Below are 20085 nucleotides of genomic sequence, written 5' to 3'. Positions count from 1 at the left end.
AAACGGTAAAATGCTTTGTATTCATGCGCCTATGAAAATAATTGATGCCAAACGCCCCAGGCATTTTCGGTAACATAGCCCGCGTTTACATTCCGGAAACCCAGCCATGGCCGACTTAAGAACGTTTGATTTGAATCTATTGATCGCCTTCGATCTGCTGATGAAGGAACGTAATGTGTCGCGGGCGGCGGAAAAAATGTTCATCAGCCAATCGGCAATGAGCCACGTGCTGCAACGCTTGCGGCAACAATTGGAAGACCCCTTGCTGGTGAAAACCCCGGAGGGTATGACACCGACGCTACGCGCCCTGTCACTGGTGGCTCCCGTAGCGGCGGTCATTAAAGATGTGGAAAATTTGATTCGCGCGCCGGCGCCGTTCGATCCCGCCACCTGCCGGCGCGCTTTTACCATTGCGGCAACGGATTACGTGGAAGCCTTGCTGTTGCCGATACTGGCGCCGCGCATCGCCCGCCAGGCGCCCGGCGTAGATATTCATTTCAAACGTACCAGCAGCCGCTTTCCTATTAATGCCTTGGAGCAAAGCGAGATAGACCTGATACTGGGTTTTGAGGTGATGTTGAATCCACCCAAGCATCTACATTGCGAACGCCTGTTCGACGATTTCATGGTCTGCGTGGCCCGCATCGGTCACCCGCGCGTGAATACGGTATTGACGCTGGAAGACTATATCGACTTGCCGCATATTCTGCTATCCAGAACCGGGGCTGGCATGGGCCAAGTGGACGCCTGGTTGGCGGAACACGGCCGCGAGCGGCGAGTGGCGCTGACCGTGTCGCATTTTCTGTCCGCATCGTTGATCGTGGCACAAACGGACATGGTCATGGCTTTTCCCAAACGAACGGCCGAGCAATTCGTCCGGAACTTGCCATTGCAATGGGTGCCCTTGCCGCTGGATTTACCGCATTACGATACGGTCCTGGTCTGGCATCCGCTGCAAGACCAGGATGTCGCCAACCGCTGGCTACGTGATGAAATTCGCGCCGCTTGCGCTACGCTGAACCATTAATCGCCAAACTTCGGCTCGCCCAGCTCGGGAAAATAGCGGACCTGGATGCGCCGACAATAATCGACTAACACGGATTGCGTTAAGGCATAATCCTTAACCGGCGAATTGACTGGACAGGCCAATAGATTGATCAATAAGCCAAAGGCCGAAGCATCGACGCTGCTGGGCCGGTCTCCCAACAAAAACGCCTTGCCTTGAAGCGCGGCGGAAATAGCCGCCACATCGCGCCGACCCAATTCGAATATGTCGGCGGCGGCTAGCCGGCCAATGCCCTGGCCGCGCAGTTGCCCCCGAATCCGCAGCCGATAGAGTGCGGCCACCACATCCGCCATGGGTTGCGACAACCCTTGAAAGATCGCCTGCTTATTGATTTGCCAATTTTCCGATCCGTATTGCCAACGGCTATACATGCACACCCAATACAAATGTTCTTCCAATAAGCGTTGCCAAGCCAGAGCTATGGCCTTTTGCTCGGTCGATAGATGCTCATCCAGGCTGTCGCCGTAATGGTGTTGCAGATAGCGAATAATCATCCGGCTATCGGCAAGCTTTTGGCCGTTGTCTTCTATAAAAGGTAGTTTGCCCAACGGGGCATAAAGCGGCAGGGTTTCAGCGATCCGATACTCGATGCCGGCCATGCGCAGATAGGTTTCCAGCTTTACGCAAAACTGGCCTGGATTGGGGATGTTCCAGGCTCTGGGAAATTGATACAACGTAATCATGCGGAACTTTGTTTATGTCTCTGTAAACACTGGCGACATGCTCCTTAGAAATAGCTGGCCATTGCATCCTCTATAAAACAAACGGTGTCGTGATCGAATAGTACCATGCAGTGTTTGGCTGAATCCGGCTCTTGACATGCGGTTGGTCTATACGCAGAAATGGGCCAAAAATTAGCCCACATCCGGCAACACAAAGCGAATCGGTCGTGAACCGATCTTTGCACCCGTCACCTCGTCGATGGCCACCGGTTTAATTGCCTGCCCGGTTTCGGCGTCCTCGATATACACCAGTTTGCCGCCACTACGGTGTTGGCTACCCCATGCACCTATCATGATCAACACCGGCAGAAAATCGCGGCCGGCGGCCGTCAACACATACTCCTCGCGCGGCGGACGCTCCGAGTAAAGCCGCTTTTCCAAGATACCTTCCTCTGTCAGCGTCGCCAAGCGCCGGGTCAACATCGTCGGCGCGATGCCAAGACTTTTCCGAAACTGGTCGAAGCGCGTCAGGCCAAAATGCGCGTCCCGCAGAATCAATAGACTCCAGGCGTCGCCGAGAAAAGCCAGGCTGCGCGCGATAGGGCAAGGATCAGCACAAATATTTTTATCGTTCATACGTTTTTAGTAGTGACTTAATATTAAATTGATAGTAACATTGATTTCAAAATGATAGTAACACTTAAGCGATAGACAATCCACCTCACGGGAGACTTGATATGAATAATAAAGACCAAGCCGTAGCCTTGATCACCGGTGCATCCTCTGGCATTGGGTTGGTAACGGCCAAGGCCCTGCAACGCGCGGGTTACCGCGTATTCGGCACCAGCCGCAAGGCAACTGCAAGCGTCGACGGCATCACCATGCTGAGCTGCGACGTGACCAACGAAGCGTCGGTAAACAACACGGTAGCCGAGGTCTTGAAACAGGCCGGACGCATCGATCTGCTGGTCAACAATGCCGGCGTCGGCTTGCTAGGAGGCGCGGAAGAATCGTCCACCGCGCAAGCCCAGGCTTTGTTCGACGTCAACGTGTTCGGCATTACTCGCGTGACCAATGCCGTGTTGCCGGCCATGCGCAACCAAGGGAAAGGCAGAATCGTCAATATCAGCTCCGCCCTTGGTTTTATCCCAGCGCCTTACAACGCGCTGTATGCCGCGACCAAGCATGCGGTCGAAGGCTATTCCGAATCGCTGGACCACGAACTGCGCAGCTTCGGCATCCGGGTGGTATTGGTTGAACCGGGATATACCCGCACCGCGTTCGAAGCCAGCCTAACCAAACCCGATCAACCGCTGGCCGTCTACGACTCGGTGCGTGCCGGCATGGAAGTGGTCATGCGCAATGGCGTGAATGCGGGCGATGCTCCGCAGGTGGTCGCCGACACGGTGTTGAAAGCCGCGACTGCCGTGGCTCCCAAAAGGCGCTATACCGCCGGAAAACAGGCAACCCAAGTGCGCTTTCTGCGTCGTTTCATGCCGGAAGCCTTGGTGGACAAGAGCTTGCGCCAGTTTAACCAGCTGCCGATAGTCTGAATGATTGGAAGATAAGCACATGATCTATTCATCTAAGAATGCCATGACAGTGGGTAAGCATGTCCGAGAAGGAACGGTAGCGATATGAGTCTTGTGACCAAAACCGGCGCCGGGCTCAATGGCTTAAACCAGTTGCGCGTCCTGATGACCTCCGAGCGTAAGCCGGGAATGTTGATGTCGCTGGATTTCGAGCTGGTGGAAGTCGATCTAGGCAAAGCCGTGTTTGCCGGCAAACCTGGCGAACATGCCTATAACCCCCTGGGCACCGTTCACGGCGGCTATGCGGCCACTTTGCTGGATTCCGCCTGCGGCTGTGCCGTTCATTCCAGACTAACCGGAAAGCAGGCCTATACCACCTTGGAATTGAAAATTGCCTATCATCAGGCCATGACCAAGCACACGGGCTTGGTAAGAGCGGAAGGCAGGGTTTTGTCGTTAGGGAAGCGAGTCGCTTTTGCCGAAGCCCGTCTGATTGATGCAGAAGACCAGCTCTATGCCTCGGCGTCATCGACATTATTGATTTTCGGGCGAGAGGCTAATTGATGGCCATTGCTTTGCCGAACCATTGCAGCGTAATTCCCCTGCAGCCGTCGATGCCAAGTTGCCGCCGAGATCCTGATCAATAACAGCAGCGAATGATTATTTCGAATATCACCCAACCTTTTACCGAAGGAGGCAGCCACATGCCGAAACCAAATACGCCGTTTACACCGATTGCCCCTGACCGGCCGCAATTCCGATTCACCAACAAAGGCTGGCTGCTGGCTGGGTTGTTGCCGCTTATGATGAACGCCGGCTGCAGCGGCCAGGACAAACCCACACAATCGGTTGTCCGCCCGGTGAAGGTGTTTCGCATCGAGCAAAACGCCGTCGCCGGCGCCAGAAGTTTTGCCGGGGAGGTCCGGGCTAGATTCGAGACGCCCTTATCCTTCCGAGTGGCCGGTAAACTGCTGGAGCGCAAAGTGGATGTTGGCGACTCCGTGGGTAAGGGCCAGCTGCTGGCGATACTGGACGGCAACGACTACCGCCTGGCCGTGCAGGGCCTTAAGGCTCAGCTGGCTTCCTCTCAGGCCGACAGCAATTTCCTGCGCGACGATCTTGTGAGGTACCGCGAACTGCTGACCCAGCAAGTCATCAGTCCGCCGGAGTTCGAGCGGCACGAAACCGCTTATACCATGGCGCGGGAGCGCACGGCGGCGCTGGAAGCGCAATTGGCTGAAGCCAATAACCAGCTGAGCTATACCGAATTGCATGCCGACCGCGACGGCGTGGTCACGGCCTTGGCCGTCGAGGCCGGGCAGGTGCTGGCGGCCGGTCAGGCCGTGGTGACGCTGGCCCAGCTCGACGAAAAGGAAATCCATTTCGACGTGCCCGAGCATAGACTGGCGGAAATCCAGCGCCAACAAGAAGTTAATGTGTCGTTGTGGTTAGACGATGATCGGCCGCTCAAGGCCAGAATCCGCGAGATCGCCTCGGCCGCCGATCCGGCCAGCCGCACCTATCGCGTCAAGGCCAGCTTGCTAGAAGGTCTGGACGCCGCGCAATTGGGCATGACGGCGACCGTTCATATAACGGCGAACACCGCTTCCGGTATCGCCATCCCGCTGTCCGCCGTCTATACCCCGCAAAACCAACCCGATCATCCCGCCGTGTGGTTGATCGATGAGCAGGCCGCCACCGTCAAAGCCGTGCCAGTTAAGTTGGGCGAGACGCAGCCCGGCGAACGCATTGCCGTCGATGGAGTAACTCCCGGCCAATTGCTGGTCAGCGCCGGCGTGCAGCGCCTGGCCGAGGGCCAGGCTGTCCGCTTGCCGGAACAACCGGGATTGCCTAACAATCACGGTGGCCAGGAACCTCTATCCAAGGAACAGCTATGAAAGCATTCAACCTCAGCGAATGGGTGCTTAACCATAGCTCCTTCACCGGCTTCATGCTGGTATTGGTGATGCTTGGTGGGATATTTGCTTATTACACGCTGGGCCAGCAGGAAGATCCGCCGTTCACCTTCCGTATCATGGTGGTCAAAACCCTTTACCCCGGCGCCACTGCTTTGGAAGTCGAGCAGCAGTTGACCGATAGGTTGGAAAAGAAAATTCAGGAATTGCCTAACCTGGATTATCTGCGCAGTTACTCCAAACCCGGCGAATCGGTGATTTTCGTCACCCCGCGCGAAGATACGCCGCCCAAGGACATTCCCGAGCTTTGGTATCAGGTGCGCAAAAAAGTCGGCGACATTCGCATGACCTTGCCGCCCGGCAGTATCGGGCCGTTTTTCAACGATGAATTCGGCGATACCTATAGTCTGCTCTATGTCTTCTCTGGCGACGGCTTTAATTATGCCGACCTCAAACTGGCGGCCGATTCGGTTCGCCAACAGCTGTTGCGGGTCAAGGATGTCGAGAAAGTCGATCTGATCGGCGTGCAGGACGAAAAGATTTTCGTCGAGTTTTCCGACAAGAAGCTGGCCGAACTGGGCTTGGACACGGCGGCGGTTGCTCAGGCTTTGCAGGCACAGAACGGCATGGCCCCGGCCGGCACGGTATATTCCGCGCAACGCAATCTGCCGATACGCCTGACCGGCTCGTTCGACTCGGAAGACAGCGTCGCCAATATGGCGGTCCGCATCGCAAATCGCACTTTCAAGGTCAAGGATTTTGCCCAGGTGACGCGCGGCTATATTGATCCCGCCGAATTCAAGATGCGTTTCAACGGCAAGCCAGCTCTTGGTCTCGGCGTGACTATGAACAAGAAAGGCAATGTGATCGACCTGGCACACGCCTTGGATGACACGCTGGCCGGCATGGCAAGCGAGTTACCGTTGGGTATGGATGTGGAGCCGGTCGCCAATCAAGGGCATGTCGTAAAAACGCAAATGTCTGAATTCGGCGGCACTTTTTTCGAAGCTCTGGCCACCGTGTTGGTGGTCAGCTTTTTGAGCCTGGGCTGGCGCACCGGTTCCGTGGTGGCGCTGACCGTACCGTTGGTGTTGGCCGCCACCTTGCTGGTGATGCTGCTGTGCGGCATTGATTTGCAACGGATTTCCTTGGGTGCTTTGATTCTGGCGCTGGGCCTGCTGGTGGACGATGCGATGATTGCTGTCGAGATGATGGCCCGCAAGCTGGAGGAAGGTTGGGACCGGATTCGTGCCGCGACTTATGCGTACACTGCCACCGCTTTTCCGATGTTGACCGGGACTTTGATCACCGCCGCTGGTTTCTTGCCGGTGAGTTTGGCCAAGTCGCAAGCCGGCGAATACACTGTGTCGATTTTTCAGGTGGTGGGCATCGCGATGCTACTGTCGTGGATAGGCGCTGTGGTGTTCACCCCCTATTTGGGATTTTTGATCCTCAAAGTCCATACAGCCGCCGACGGTCCGATCCATGATTTGTTCGATACGCCGTTCTACAACCGGCTGCGGCGTTGGGTGGATGCCTGCGTGGCGCACCGTAAGAAAGTCATCATCGCCACGCTAGCCTTGTTCGGCCTCGGCATCGTGACCTTAGTTCACGTCCCCGAACAGTTCTTCCCGCTGTCCAACCGGCCGGAAGTCATTGTCAACCTGTGGCTGCCGGAGGGCAGCGCCTTCGAACAAACCGAAGCCGCCGCCAAGCGCATGGAAGCGCTGTTAGCCAAGGACGAAGACGTGGTACATGTCGCCAGCTATATCGGCAGCGGCACGCCGAGATTTTTCCTGCTGATCGTGCAGCAATTGGCGAATACCAATCTGGCCGAATTGGTAGTAATGACCAAGGATAACCAGGCCCGCGAACGGGTGATGCAGCGCGTCCGGCGGATTTTGGAGACGGATTTCCCGAATGTCAGGGGCCGGGTCAAGCGCCTGAATGTTGGGCCGCCGATGGATTATCCGGTGGCGTTCAGAGTATTAGGCGAAAACCCCAACATCGTGCGCGGCATTGCCGACCAGGTAGCCGAGGTCGTGCGCAACCATCCCGGCACCGTGGATGTCAACGACGACTGGCATGACCGTATGCCCTCGTTCCGGCTGATGCTGGATCAGGACAAGGCCCGCGCCCTGGGCGTGTCGACGGCTAGCCTGTCGCAAGCCTTGCAGGCGCATTACACCGGCATCCCGGTCGGGCAGTTGCGCGAGCAGGATAAATTGATCGACATCGTCTGGCGGGCCAATCCGGAATTGCGCTCAGATGCCGATGAATTGCCGGACGTCGCGGTGCGCACCGCTAATGGCAAGTCGGTAGCGCTGTCGCAGTTCGTCAAATTCGAGACCGTGTTCGAAGACGGCGTGCGCTGGCGGCGCAACCGCTTTCCAACCGTTTCGGTGCGCGCCGACGTGGTCGACGGCATGCTGGCTCCCGACGTGTCGGCGCAAATCATCCCGAAACTTAAACCGATACAGGACAGCCTGCCGGCCGGTTATTTCATCGAAACCGGCGGCACCAAGGAAGACGCCTGGACCGCGCAAAAGTCGATTCTGATCTGGATTCCGCTGGTGCTGATCGTCACGCTGATCCTGTTGATGATGCAGTTGCAGAACCTGTCCAGGACTTTCATGGTGTTCAGCACCGCGCCGCTGGGCGTGATCGGCGCCGCCTTTGCCTTACTGCTGTTCGGGGCACCGTTCGGCTTCATGGCGCTGCTCGGCATCCTGGCGCTGGCCGGCATGATCATGCGCAACTCGGTAATCCTGGTGGATCAGATCGATCAGGACGAAAAATCGGGCCTCGACACCTGGTCGGCTATCGTCGAATCAACGGTGCGGCGGTTCCGGCCGATCATGCTGACGGCGGCCGCAGCCATCCTGGCGATGATACCGCTGTCGCGCAACGATTTCTTCGGCCCGCAGGCCATCGCCATCATGGGCGGACTGACAGTGGCGACCGCATTGACGGTGTTCTTCCTGCCGGCGCTGTATGCGGCATGGTTCAGGGTGGAGCGCAAGGACGGAGGTGTTAAAGCCCTCAGCTAATGGCAACGCTATCGAATCAACGACACTTCCCCCTTTGACAAAGGGGGAGCGAGGGGGATTTATTTGAAAAATCTCCCCCAGCCCCTCTTTTTCAAAGAGGGGAGAAAAAATAGCTGTAGGGTACGCATTGCGTACCCTACAGCGCTAACGGAGTTTTACAATGAATACTCGAGTTTTAACACCACTAACCATACTGTCCTTGGCTAGTCTCATCGCCTGCACGCCAACCCGCGTCGGCGACCAAGTAGCACTCAACAGCCCGGCAACCTGGCAACACGCACCCAATACTCAAACCGCCGAAACAATGGACCTGAAGACTTGGTGGCAAGGTTTCAACGATCCCTTGCTGAACGAGTTGATAGACAAGGCCTTGGTCGCCAACCACGATCTGAAGATCGCCACCGCTCGCGTCCGCGAAGCCAACGCGATGGTCACCGTTGCCGAAGCGGCGCTGTATCCCAGCCTGGATTTCTCGCTGTCCGGCGGACGGGAAAAACGCATAGACCGCATTGTCGGTGTGCCGAGCGGACAAGGCATCAAGTTGATTACGCCGACCGCCGATGCCGTCAGCGGCGGACTGGCGGCGCGTTGGGAAATCGACGTGTTTGGTGGCCGGCATTTGGAAGCGGAAGCCGCTGCCGCGCAAGCCGAAGGCAGCCAGGAAGGCTTGCATGCGGCACAAGTCGGCCTGTTGGCCCAGGTGGCGACCAATTATCTGGAGCTGCGCGGCGTACAGCAACGCAGCGGCATTCTGCAAAACAATATCGCCTTGCAACGCGAACGCTTGCGGACTGTGCAGGCCTTTGTCAAAGCCGGACTGGCTAACGAGGCGGACCTTGCCCGCCAACAAACGCTGTTGCAAGGTACCGAGGCGTCGCTGCCGGGATTGACCAACGTCGAGCAAAACCTGATCCATCGTTTGGGCGTATTGCTGGGCGAGCCGCCGGAAAACCTGGGAACGCGGCTGGCCGCTGTCGGCCGGTTGCCGAAGCAAGCGCCGGCCATGCCCAACCTGCTGCCGGCCGACATACTGGCGCAACGGCCGGATCTGCGCCTGGCGCAAACCGAAGTCAGCGCGGCGGCGGCCAGCCTGGGTTCGGCGCGGGCCGATCTTTATCCCAAGATCGTTTTGTCGGCCAGCGGCGGTGTCGGCGCGCTGGCGGTCGGCGGTTTTCCGAGTCTGGCCGATAGCGTTTATGCGCTGGGTTCGGGTCTTTCGGCGCCTATTTTCAACGCCGGCCGCATCCGCGCCCAGATTACCGCCGCCGATGCCCGGCTGGAGCAAGTTGCGGCCAATTACGAGAAGACTTTCTTGTTGGCTTTGGAAGATGTCGAAAACGCCTTCGTCGCGCACCGTTCCGCGAACGATAGCTTAGGAAAACTGACCGAAGCGGAAGCCTCGGCGGAAAAAGCCTACCGGCTTGTAGATACCTTGTATAGTCGCGGCGCAGGGAATTATTTGGCTGTTTTGGATGCCCAACGCAGCAAACTGTCTGTGAGCGACGAACGCGCCAAAGCCGAAACGGCGGTCGGCGTGGCGATGGTGTCGTTGTACCGGGCTTTTGGTGGCGGCTGGACAGTTGATTCATTGGTGAGTGGGATCGACAATGAATCGATCGCTAGCCGCGACAAGCAATAGCAAAATCAACGAAACTCATCGCAATTGTGCAAACAGGAAAACCACATGACGAAACCTTATCGCCAACTCTTAGCCGCGAATTGTCCATGAATAACGACCCTATTATTTCCATACGCGGGGTCAACAAGACCTATGCCGGCGGTTTCCAGGCTTTGAAAAACATCAACCTGGACATTCGGCGCGGCGAGATATTTGCTTTGCTCGGGGCCAATGGCGCCGGCAAAACCACGTTAATCGGCGTCATTTGCGGCATCGTCAACGCCAGTGCCGGTAGCATCATCGCTGACGGCCACGACACCGTCCGAGACTACCGCGCCGTGCGCGCCGCCATCGGCTTGGTACCGCAGGAATTGCATACCGACGCCTTCGAGTCGGTGTGGGCCACGGTCAGTTTCAGTCGTGGCCTGTTCGGCAAGCCGCCCAACCCTGCTTATGTAGAAAAAGTGCTGCGGGATTTATCGTTGTGGGACAAGCGCGACGCGAAAATTATGTCGCTGTCCGGCGGCATGAAACGCCGGGTGCTGATCGCCAAAGCCCTGGCGCATGAGCCGACGATATTGTTTTTGGATGAGCCGAGCGCCGGCGTGGATGTGGAGTTGCGCCACGATATGTGGCGCATGGTCCGCGAACTGCGGGCCAACGGCACTACCATCATCTTGACTACCCATTACATCGAAGAAGCCGAAGACATGGCGGACCGCATCGGCGTTATCAATAAAGGCGAATTGATCATCGTGGAAGACAAAGCCGTGCTGATGCGCAAGCTCGGCAAGAAGCAACTGACGCTGACCTTGCGCCAGCCGATGTCCGCGATCCCGTCAGAACTTGGCGCCTGGGCCTTAACGCTGACGGAAGACGGCGAGCGCTTGGTCTACAGCTTCGACACCCAGGAAGAGGAAACTGGCATTGCCGAGCTGTTGCGCCGGCTAAGCGAACACGGGATCGATTTCAAAGACCTTAGCTCCAGCGAAAGCTCGTTGGAAGACATTTTCGTCAGTCTGGTCCACCAATCACAAGGGACGCAATCATGAACATCTACGGCATTCGCGCCATTTACCGCTTCGAAATGGCCCGCACCTTTCGCACGCTGGCGCAAAGCATCGCCGCGCCGGTGCTGACCACCTCGCTGTATTTCATCGTCTTCGGCAAAGCCATTGGTTCACGGATGGGCGACATTGACAGCGTCAGCTACGGCGCCTTCATCATCCCCGGATTGGTGATGCTGAATCTGCTGAACGAAAGCATCTCCAACGCCTCGTTTGGTATTTACATGCCCAAGTGGGCCGGCACAATTTACGAACTGCTGTCGGCGCCGGTGTCCTGGATCGAAGTGCTGCTGGGTTATGTGGGCGCGGCGGCGACCAAGTCGGTGCTGTTGGGTCTGCTAATTCTGGGAACCGCCCGCCTATTTGTGCCCTACGAGATTGCCCATCCGCTGTGGATGATCGGCTTTTTGCTGCTGACGGCCGTGACCTTTAGCTTGTTCGGCTTCATTATCGGCCTGTGGGCCGACAGTTTTCAGAAGCTGCAGGTGGTGCCGATGTTGGTGGTGACTCCGCTAACTTTCCTGGGCGGCGCGTTCTATTCGATCAATATGCTGCCGCCCTTGTGGCAGAAAGTCACCTTGTTTAATCCGGTGGTGTATTTGATCAGCTGCTTTCGCTGGAGCTTTTACGGCATGGCCGACGTGGATGTTGCCATGAGCATAGGCATGACCTTTGGCTTTTTGACCGTCTGTTTGATTTTTGTCTGGTGGGTATTTAAGACCGGGTACAAGATTAGAAATTAAGTCTGAATCAACGTAGCTTGGTAGGGTACGCACCGCGTACCCTTTGGCTGTTAGATAGCGCTCAATATCTCTTCAATCAACGCCGGGCCTTTATAGATCAAGCCGCTATAAATTTGCACCAGACTGGCGCCCGCGGCGAGTTTTTCCTGGGCGTCTGTGCCGCTCAATATGCCGCCGGCCGCGATAATCGGTAGTTTGCCGTTCAATTCCGCTGCCAAGCCTTTCACCACCCGAGTCGAACTGTCTTTAACCGGTGCGCCGCTCAAGCCGCCGGCTTCGTTGGCGTGGATATGGCCCTGGATTTTATCGCGGGCGATGGTGGTGTTGGTGGCAATCACTCCGTCCATGCCAAATTCCACCAGCAATGCCGCGATGTGGCTGATTTCTTCATCCGTTAAATCCGGCGCGATTTTTACCGCGATGGGCGTGTACTTGCCCTGTGCCGCTTGCAACTTCAGTTGTTCTTCTTTCAAAGCGCTGAGTAATTGCTTGATCTCGTCCCCTTGCTGCAGTTGCCGCAAATTCTTGGTGTTGGGCGAGGAAATGTTGATCGTGATATAGCTCGCCGCCGCGTAGCTTTTGCGCAAGCCAATCAAATAATCTTCAGTCGCGTTTTCCAATGGCGTATCGGCGTTCTTGCCAATATTAATGCCCAAAATGCCGCGATACCGGCAGGTGCCGACTTGTTCCAGCAAATGATCGATACCCAGGTTGTTAAAACCCATGCGGTTAATGATGGCCTGGTGTTCCGGCAGGCGGAACAGGCGCGGTTTGGGGTTGCCGGGTTGCGGGCGCGGCGTAACAGTCCCGATTTCGATAAAGCCAAAACCCAACTCGGCTAACGCATCAATGTAATCGCCGTTTTTATCCAGGCCGGCTGCCAGTCCCAGCGGGTTTTTAAAATTCAAGCCCATCACTTCGACCGGCTTGTCGCTGACTTTGGGTTTGCTCAAAACCGACAAGCCGCTGCGCTGGGCCAGTTTTAACAAATCCAGCGTGACATGATGCGCGGTTTCCGGGTCCAGGGAGAACAGTAAGGGGCGTAGCAAAGGATAAAGGTTCATGGCGCGGTTGCTCGAGTTAGCGAATACGGGGTCGGGTCTATTTCGGTGGGGCGCTGCAGAATCAGGTCCGCCAGCAACTTTGCGGAAGCCGGCCCCATCACCAAACCGTTTCTAAAATGGCCGGCGTTGATGCTGAGATTCTCAATTTCGGGATGTTGTCCAACCGTAGGTATGCCTTGCGGGCTGCCTGGGCGCAGGCCGGCCCAATGATGGCAAACCGGATAGTTTTTCAAGGTCGGCAGTAATTCGGTGGCGAATTGGTAAAGCTGTTGTTTGGCGTCTTCGGTGGTGACTTTGTGAAAGCCGGCTTGCTCCACGGTGCTGCCCGCCAGGATTTTGCCGTCACGGCGCGGGATCAAATATTGATCGCCGTCCAGCACCATATAAGGCAAGGTTGTTGGCGTGGCGTCGAACAGCAGCATCTGCCCTCTAACCGGCTTGATTTGCAAGTCTACCGGCCAATCCGGCAATAAATCCTGCATTAAATCGGTGGTCCAGGCGCCGGCGCTGACGATCAGGTGCTGAGCGGAGTAGGTGCCGTTGTTGGTGTCAATGCGTTCAACTCGGTGGTTGGAGATGTCGATCTTGCGAATTTTGGTGCTATCGAGAAATTGCACGCCTGCTTGGGTTAAGTAAGCGTGGAGCGATTTTAATAATCTGGGATTGCGGGCCTGGGCAATTCCCGGTAGCCATAACGGTTGGTCGAGATCGCTGGTAAACGGCCCGGTCAAGGCCGTTGCGGCCGGCTGGTAGTCGATGTGGTAATGCTCACACCATTCTATGGCTTGTGCGTAGTCCGGGTTTTTGCAGATCAGCATGCCGCAGTCATACCATTCAGGGTCGATACCGGTCGCGGCGAGCAGGTCCCGGCTTAAGGCTGGGTATTTTTTTAAGCTGTTGACCGCCAAATCAGAGATCGCTGCGGCTTGGCGCCAGGGATAAATCGGTAGCAAAATGCCGCCGCCGGCCCATGAGGATTCCAGGCCCGGTTTGGATTTGTCGAGGATGGTGACGTCGCGGCCGGCCAGGCGCAGTTCGCGAGCAGCTAATAGGCCGCTGATACCGCCGCCGATGATCAGAATATCCAGGTGTGTGGTCATGCAAATGCCGAGGAAAACGGGTGTAAGAAGGCTTTTTTAAGGTAACACGAAGGCGGCTTATTTTGATAGGGTTTGCCGATTGTCCATGGGTGTGTGAAAAAGCAAATGGCTGTTGTTAATTTTTGACAAATATGGATTATAGTTTACAAAGTATTTGTATCTTATTGATATAAAACAAATTTTTTGAGTAAAAAAAATAGACTTAAAACTTGTAAGGCTAGTGTTTTGCTGCTATTATTGCCCACGTGAAGAAATCCTGTGTTGCTTTAAAGCTATTCAGTCTTAACAATAATTACCCTTGGGGGGAACAACAATGAGTTTTACTAAAAGCAAATTAGCGCTGGGTGTTGCCGCAGCGTCTTTAACAATGGCTGGAGCATTCATTGCCCCACAAGCCCAAGCTGCCGGTTCCAGTGCCGAGCGCGTCGCTGACGCGGCCGCCAGAAAAACCGAAGCTCTGGAAGCGCAAATGCAACAAATGGCTGAGCAAATGCAAGCCATGCAAGCGGAATTGAGCCGCGTTAAGTCTTCATCTGCCAGCTCCACTGCTGCGAATGCAAAAGTTCAAGAGTTGGATCAATGGATGGCGTCTGTTAAGTCAACTCCTGCGCAAGCGTCTGCCAAAGATAACTTGGTAGCGGTTCGTGGCGGTTGGTCAGCGCTGGATCATGCCAGAGGTAACACCAACGTATTGACAGATGGTGCTTTTTTATCGAACAACAGAAACAACGAAGGCTACTACTTTGGTGGTGCGTTTGATTTCAATGTTAATAATGATTTGTTCGGCTTGATGGACGATACTTCTTTCGCCATCGAGTTGGGTATTGAATATGCTCAGTACGGATCAGGACCTAATACTTTGACTGATGGCACTGTTGTGGTTCCTGTATCAGAAGGCGGTACTGGTGCTGTAAGGGTTAATGGCGCTTCTCCAAGAGCAACAGACGCTCGCTTGAGAATCAATGCATCTCCAAAAATTAAATTCATGCACGACAGCAAATTGCGCCCATGGATTATCCCTGTCGGTCTTGACATCAACATTCTGGGCGTTCCGTCCAACGCGGTTTCTGTGTTGAATGCCGGTTTGAACTTCGGGGCTGGTGCTGAATACGATCTTTACAGAGGCATCGTACTGGGTACTGACGTGCGTTACCACTACTCAACCAGCAAACTGGACGGTACACCTACCGACGGTTTCAATGCTGGCGGCTACGTGGGTTTCAAATTCTAAGTTGACACTTAGTTAGCGCGCAAAAGGGAAGGTGTCACAGCCTTCCCTTTTTTTATGGATGAAAATCAATGAAAACCCTCTATCCGGACATTTCGCCGTTTCATACCTTTTTTCTGGAAACAGATAGCGAGCATCGCGTCTATGTCGAGCAATCCGGCAATCCGGCCGGTATTCCGGCGATTTTTTTGCATGGCGGGCCGTGTTCCGGCACCAAGCCGGATCATCGGCGGTTTTTCGATCCCGAGCGCTACCACATTATCCTGATGGACCAGCGTGGCTGCGGATTATCCGAGCCGTTTGGCGAATTGCAAGGCAATACCACTCAGGATTTGCTGGCCGATATGGAGCGTATCCGCACGCAATTACGGATTGATAGTTGGTTGTTATTCGGCGGTTCCTGGGGTGGTACGTTGGCTTTGCTTTATGCTCAGCAGCATCCGGCTCAGGTGTTGGCTATGATCTTGCGCGGCGTGTTTTTAGCGCGGCAGGCCGATATGGAGTGGTTTCTGGGAACCGGCGTCAATAAAATCTACCCCGAACGCTGGCAGATCTTGCTGGATGCTTTGCCCAATTTGCCGGATGCCAATGTCCTGGAGCGATTGGTGGAGGCGATTTTTGGTGCCGATCAGGATGTAGCTAAACGTGCCGCTCAACAATGGCAGGCGTGGAGCGGGCAAGTGGCGCTGGGGAATGACTATCTGGAAAGTATGGAGTCGGTTAGCGAGCAAATGCTACGGCAAGTAAAAATGGAATTGTCTTACGCCATCCATGATTATTTCATCCGCGAAAATCAGATCCTGGAAAACTGTGCGGCGTTACAGTCGATACCAACTATCATCATTCACGGCAGAAACGATTTGACCTGTCCTATAGAAGCCGGTTGGCGCCTGCGTCAGGCCTTACCGCAATCTCGTTTCGTAGTGCTGCCTAATGCCGGCCACATTGCGCGGGGCGACGAAATGATCGATGCGTTAGTATCCGCGACCGATGAAATGGCCAGGCTTTTAGCGTAGACAAGGGCATTATGAGCAATAAAAAACGACTGGTCATCGGCATGACCGGCGCTACCGGGGCTATTTACGGCGTCAGGATGCTGCAAATATTGCGAGAGCAAGACGAATGGGAAACGCATCTGGTGGTCTCGTCTGCCGGCTTGGTTAACCTGAAATACGAACTAGATATGGATCGGGCTGCTTTGTATGAACTGGCGGATGTTACGCATGGCATAAACGATATTGCTTCCTGTATTGCCAGCGGCTCTTTCAAGACCGAAGGCGTGGTGATTGCGCCGTGTTCGATGAAGACGCTGGCGGCGGTAGCGCATGGGTTTGGCGATAACTTGATTTCCAGAGCTGCGGACGTGGCGTTGAAAGAGCGCCGCAAAACGGTGCTGGTGCCCCGCGAGACCCCGTTAAATTTGGCGCATATCCGCAATATGGCCAGCGTCACGGAAATGGGCGGGATTATCTATCCGCCGATGCCGGCTTTTTACAACAAGACCAATTCCGTGCGGGCAATGGTTGATGAGGGGGTGGGGCGAATTCTGGATATGTTTGGGGTGGACGCGACGGGGCTATTCAAGCCTTGGACGGGTCTGGGCGGTTAAGTTTTTATCGGTCTCGACTAAATACAGGGTTTTTGCCGGGTAAATAGTCGGTCTTCAATTGACAGGGTGCCTTATTCTGATTTAGAGTTGCCGCACTCGCGAAAAATGCCCATCGACAAAGGCTTGCGGCGCTCTCGACTTAAAGACCTGAAAATGGTGTTTGGTTGGGGGGTGGGTCTTAAAACAATAACTGTAACTATAACAATCGGAGCACATAAATATGGCAAGACCATTAATTCAAATGGCGTTGGATTCACTGGATTTCAACCAAACTGTCGAATTGGCTGATAAAGTAGCGCCTTATGTCGATATTTTTGAAATCGGCACTCCTTGCATTAAATACAACGGTATCAACCTGGTCAAAGAACTGAGACAACGTTACCCAGACAAATTGTTGTTGGTTGACCTGAAAACCATGGACGCAGGCGAATACGAAGCAGGCGCTTTCTACGCTGCAGGCGCAGACATCTGCACCGTTTTGGGCGTATCTGGTTTGGCTACTATCGCTGGCGTTATCAAGGCAGCAAAAAAACACGCTGCCGAAACCCAAATCGACTTGATCAACGTGGCTGACAAAGCCGAGTGCGCGAGAGAGTCTGTTAAATTGGGCGCGCAAATCGTCGGTATTCACACCGGTTTGGATGCGCAAGCGGCAGGCCAAACCCCATTTGGCGACTTGAACGACATCGCTCGTTTGGGCTTGGGCGTACGTATTTCTGTTGCCGGCGGTATCAAACAAGCGACTGTACAACAAGTCGTTGAAGCTGGCGCTAACATCATCGTGGTTGGTGCTGCTATCTATGGCGCACCATGCCCAGCAACAGCTGCTCGCGAAATCCGCGAACTGGTTGACGCTGCTGCTGCATAAACCAGCTTTGTCAATTCCTATTTGTTAGGAAATATAAGGACGGGTGGTTAGCGCCACTCGTCCTTTCGTTCGTTATAACCCCCAGTTTTTACCGGGCACGGCCGATTACGAGCCGGCTCGCACTACCAGATTCAAAGGAGAATTAAACATGCCTTCGCGCCGAGACTTAGCGAACGCCATCCGCGCACTTAGCATGGACGCCGTACAGAAAGCCAACTCCGGGCACCCCGGTGCCCCGATGGGGATGGCCGACATCGCAGAAGTATTGTGGAACGATTTTCTGCAACACAACCCCAGCAACCCTAAATGGCCCAACCGCGACCGCTTCATCCTGTCCAACGGTCACGGCTCCATGCTGATTTATTCCTTGCTGCACTTGGCTGGCTACAACCTGCCGATCGAAGAACTGAAACAGTTCCGCCAACTGCACTCGCAAACCCCAGGACACCCTGAATACGGTTACACCGAAGGTGTGGAAACCACCACAGGTCCCTTGGGACAAGGCATTACCAACGCGGTAGGCTTTGCTTTGGCCGAACGTACCTTGGCCGGTCAATTCAACCGTCCCGGTCACGACATCGTCGACCACCACACCTACGTGTTCCTGGGTGATGGCTGCTTGATGGAAGGTATCTCCCACGAAGCCTGCTCCCTGGCCGGCTCCATGAAACTGGGTAAACTGATCGCCTTCTACGACGACAACAACATCTCCATCGATGGCGAAGTCCGTGGTCATGGCAACGTTGCCGGCTGGTTCCTCGACGACACCCCGAAACGCTTCGAAGCCTACGGCTGGCACGTCATTCCTAAAGTCGACGGCCACAACCCCGACGCCGTCAAAGCCGCAATTGAAGAAGCCAAAAAAGTCACCGACAAGCCCAGCATCATCTGCTGCCAAACCATCATCGGTTTCGGCTCGCCGAACAAGCAAGGCAAAGAAGAATGCCACGGTGCGGCCTTAGGTGAAGCTGAAATCGCCCTGACCCGCGAACAACTGGGCTGGCCGCACGCGCCGTTTGACATTCCTGCCGACATCAAAGCCGGTTGGGACGCCAATGCCAAAGGCGCCCAACTGGAAAGCGCCTGGAACGCCAAATTTGCTGCCTACAAAGCCGCACACCCTGAACTCGCGGCCGAATTCGAACGTCGCGTGATCAAAAACCAACTGCCTGCCGATTGGGCTGAAAAATCCAAAGCGTTTATCGCTGCGGTGGATGCCAAAGGCGAAACCATCGCCAGCCGCAAAGCCTCACAAAACACCTTGAACGGCTTTGGCCCCTTGTTGCCCGAACTGCTGGGCGGCTCTGCCGACTTGGCGGGCTCCAACCTGACCCTGTGGTCCGGCTGCAAAGACGTCAACCAACCGGGCTTCGATGGCAACTACGCCTACTACGGCGTGCGCGAATTCGGTATGTCCGCCATCATGAACGGCATCACCCTGCACGGCGGCTTCAAACCCTACGGCGCCACCTTCCTGATGTTCTCGGAATACGCCCGTAACGCCCTGCGCATGGCCGCGTTGATGAAAATCCCGACCATCTTCGTTTACACCCACGACTCCATTGGTCTGGGCGAAGACGGCCCGACCCATCAACCGGTCGAACAAACCGCCACCCTGCGCATGATTCCCAACATGCACGTCTGGCGTCCTTGCGACGCGGTCGAGTCGGCTGTTTGCTGGAAAGCCGCTATCGAACGTCAAGATGGACCGAGCACCCTGATCTTCTCTCGTCAAAACCTGCCGCACGTGCCCCGCACCGCCGCACAAATTGACGCGATCAGCAAAGGTGGCTACATCCTGAAAGACAGCGATGGCACACCGGACGCGATCATCATTGCCACCGGTTCCGAAGTGGAATTGGCGTTGAAAGCCGCTGACGCATTGAGCGCGAAAGGCAAAAAAATCCGCGTGGTGTCACTACCGTCTACCAACGTCTTCGAAGCGCAAGACCAAGCTTACAAAGACAGCGTATTGCCGCCAAGCGTGACCCAGCGCGTGGTAGTAGAAGCGGGAGTAACCGACAGCTGGTGGAAATACGCCGGCAGCGCGGGTAGAGTCGTAGGATTGGACCGTTTCGGCGAATCGGCCCCGGCAGGTCAGCTCTTCAAAGAGTTCGGCTTTACCGTGGACAATGTCGTCGCTAATGTGGAAGCTGTGCTTTAATAGGCGCTAAGTGAAAGGCCTGTCGGTGACGAGTTTGCCGGCAGGCCCGTCTTTAATCAATAGAGTAAGGTGGAATCATGATAAACACGCAATTGATTAAGAAGTTTTTAACGGGCTTGCTGTTTGCTGCATCGGCTGCTGTCAGTGCCCAGGAATATCCTGCCGCGGATTTTCAACCTAAGGTTCTCTACAGAGATCCTGCTATTGCGGAGGTAGCCAAGGCCAGTTCTCCGGTCGCCGCTACCAGTAATGCTAGTGCGCCTTGCGCCGAAGCAAAGCAGGAGCCGACGTCAGAAGTTGATGCCAAGTACCCGGCAGCCAGTTTTCAGCCTAAAGTAGTATTCAGCGCGGCGGGTTCCTAGTATTTTTAGGCTATACCGTGAATTTGATGAACTCGT

At 55.3% G+C, this 20085-nt stretch carries 18 protein-coding genes; 14 read left to right on the top strand and 4 right to left on the bottom strand.

Features of this window, described 5'->3' with window-relative positions; all coding sequences use genetic code 11:
* Positions 1 to 106 precede the first annotated feature (106 nt).
* Positions 107 to 1027, top strand: a complete 921-nt coding sequence (locus tag ACMXD4_RS20790) for a LysR family transcriptional regulator (RefSeq protein WP_415879260.1) — start codon at positions 107 to 109, stop codon at positions 1025 to 1027.
* Here the strand turns inward: ACMXD4_RS20790 and ACMXD4_RS20785 are convergent.
* Together ACMXD4_RS20785 and ACMXD4_RS20780 are read right to left on the bottom strand one after the other, a co-directional pair.
* The gene (locus tag ACMXD4_RS20785) at positions 1024 to 1749 is read right to left on the bottom strand and encodes a glutathione S-transferase family protein (RefSeq protein ID WP_033159380.1); all 726 of its coding nucleotides are present in this window, start codon (positions 1747 to 1749) and stop codon (positions 1024 to 1026) included. The genes ACMXD4_RS20790 and ACMXD4_RS20785 overlap by 4 nt on opposite strands.
* A 171-nt stretch (positions 1750 to 1920) precedes the next feature.
* On the bottom strand, positions 1921 to 2364 hold the full coding sequence (locus tag ACMXD4_RS20780) for a winged helix-turn-helix transcriptional regulator (protein WP_033159379.1): 444 nt from the start codon (positions 2362 to 2364) through the stop codon (positions 1921 to 1923).
* A gap of 101 nt (positions 2365 to 2465) precedes the next feature.
* Here ACMXD4_RS20780 and ACMXD4_RS20775 point away from each other — a divergent pair, with 101 nt between their 5' ends.
* From ACMXD4_RS20775 to ACMXD4_RS20745, 7 genes are all read left to right on the top strand, one after another.
* The gene (locus ACMXD4_RS20775) at positions 2466 to 3281 is read left to right on the top strand and encodes an oxidoreductase (protein ID WP_415879259.1); all 816 of its coding nucleotides are present in this window, start codon (positions 2466 to 2468) and stop codon (positions 3279 to 3281) included.
* 84 nt (positions 3282 to 3365) lie between these two features.
* Entirely contained in the window at positions 3366 to 3824 is a 459-nt protein-coding gene (locus ACMXD4_RS20770; RefSeq protein ID WP_415879258.1) for a PaaI family thioesterase, read from the top strand.
* A 140-nt stretch (positions 3825 to 3964) separates the two neighbouring features.
* The gene (locus ACMXD4_RS20765; protein WP_415879257.1) at positions 3965 to 5158 is read left to right on the top strand and encodes an efflux RND transporter periplasmic adaptor subunit; all 1194 of its coding nucleotides are present in this window, start codon (positions 3965 to 3967) and stop codon (positions 5156 to 5158) included.
* Entirely contained in the window at positions 5155 to 8226 is a 3072-nt protein-coding gene (locus ACMXD4_RS20760; protein WP_415879256.1) for an efflux RND transporter permease subunit, read from the top strand. The genes ACMXD4_RS20765 and ACMXD4_RS20760 overlap by 4 nt, the downstream gene beginning before the upstream one ends.
* Positions 8227 to 8386: 160 nt before the next feature.
* The gene (locus ACMXD4_RS20755) at positions 8387 to 9865 is read left to right on the top strand and encodes an efflux transporter outer membrane subunit (protein ID WP_415879255.1); all 1479 of its coding nucleotides are present in this window, start codon (positions 8387 to 8389) and stop codon (positions 9863 to 9865) included.
* A gap of 86 nt (positions 9866 to 9951) precedes the next feature.
* The gene (locus tag ACMXD4_RS20750; protein WP_415879254.1) at positions 9952 to 10896 is read left to right on the top strand and encodes an ABC transporter ATP-binding protein; all 945 of its coding nucleotides are present in this window, start codon (positions 9952 to 9954) and stop codon (positions 10894 to 10896) included.
* On the top strand, positions 10893 to 11654 hold the full coding sequence (locus ACMXD4_RS20745) for an ABC transporter permease (protein ID WP_415879253.1): 762 nt from the start codon (positions 10893 to 10895) through the stop codon (positions 11652 to 11654). The genes ACMXD4_RS20750 and ACMXD4_RS20745 overlap by 4 nt, the downstream gene beginning before the upstream one ends.
* Before the next feature lie 50 nt (positions 11655 to 11704).
* On the opposite strand, the gene ACMXD4_RS20740 is transcribed toward ACMXD4_RS20745, so the two are convergent.
* Both ACMXD4_RS20740 and ACMXD4_RS20735 read right to left on the bottom strand, forming a co-directional pair.
* Positions 11705 to 12718, bottom strand: a complete 1014-nt coding sequence (locus ACMXD4_RS20740; RefSeq protein WP_415879252.1) for a quinone-dependent dihydroorotate dehydrogenase — start codon at positions 12716 to 12718, stop codon at positions 11705 to 11707.
* Positions 12715 to 13818 (bottom strand): NAD(P)/FAD-dependent oxidoreductase, encoded by a 1104-nt coding sequence (locus ACMXD4_RS20735; RefSeq protein WP_415879251.1) that lies wholly within the window; start codon positions 13816 to 13818, stop codon positions 12715 to 12717. The genes ACMXD4_RS20740 and ACMXD4_RS20735 overlap by 4 nt, the downstream gene beginning before the upstream one ends.
* A gap of 313 nt (positions 13819 to 14131) precedes the next feature.
* On the opposite strand from ACMXD4_RS20735, the gene ACMXD4_RS20730 reads away from it, so the two are divergent.
* From ACMXD4_RS20730 to ACMXD4_RS20705, 6 genes are all read left to right on the top strand, one after another.
* On the top strand, positions 14132 to 15049 hold the full coding sequence (locus ACMXD4_RS20730) for a hypothetical protein (protein WP_101053232.1): 918 nt from the start codon (positions 14132 to 14134) through the stop codon (positions 15047 to 15049).
* A 68-nt stretch (positions 15050 to 15117) separates the two neighbouring features.
* Entirely contained in the window at positions 15118 to 16062 is a 945-nt protein-coding gene (pip, locus tag ACMXD4_RS20725) for a prolyl aminopeptidase (RefSeq protein WP_415879250.1), read from the top strand.
* A gap of 11 nt (positions 16063 to 16073) precedes the next feature.
* Entirely contained in the window at positions 16074 to 16655 is a 582-nt protein-coding gene (locus ACMXD4_RS20720; protein ID WP_415879249.1) for a UbiX family flavin prenyltransferase, read from the top strand.
* Between the two features lie 220 nt (positions 16656 to 16875).
* Entirely contained in the window at positions 16876 to 17523 is a 648-nt protein-coding gene (hxlA, locus tag ACMXD4_RS20715) for a 3-hexulose-6-phosphate synthase (protein WP_033159367.1), read from the top strand.
* A gap of 148 nt (positions 17524 to 17671) precedes the next feature.
* Positions 17672 to 19687: a transketolase gene (gene tkt / locus ACMXD4_RS20710; protein WP_415879248.1), complete on the top strand. Its 2016-nt coding sequence runs from the start codon at positions 17672 to 17674 to the stop codon at positions 19685 to 19687.
* A 77-nt stretch (positions 19688 to 19764) separates the two neighbouring features.
* Complete coding sequence (locus tag ACMXD4_RS20705) at positions 19765 to 20049, top strand: hypothetical protein (RefSeq protein ID WP_051670148.1); 285 nt, start codon at positions 19765 to 19767, stop codon at positions 20047 to 20049.
* The last annotated feature ends 36 nt before the right edge of the window (positions 20050 to 20085 follow it).

Origin of the sequence: Methylomonas sp. TEB, assembly GCF_047777895.1 — a bacterium.
Taxonomy (GTDB): Bacteria; Pseudomonadota; Gammaproteobacteria; order Methylococcales; family Methylomonadaceae; genus Methylomonas.
Note: the sequence above shows the minus strand (reverse complement) of the source record. Positions and strands in the feature narration are given on the sequence as shown.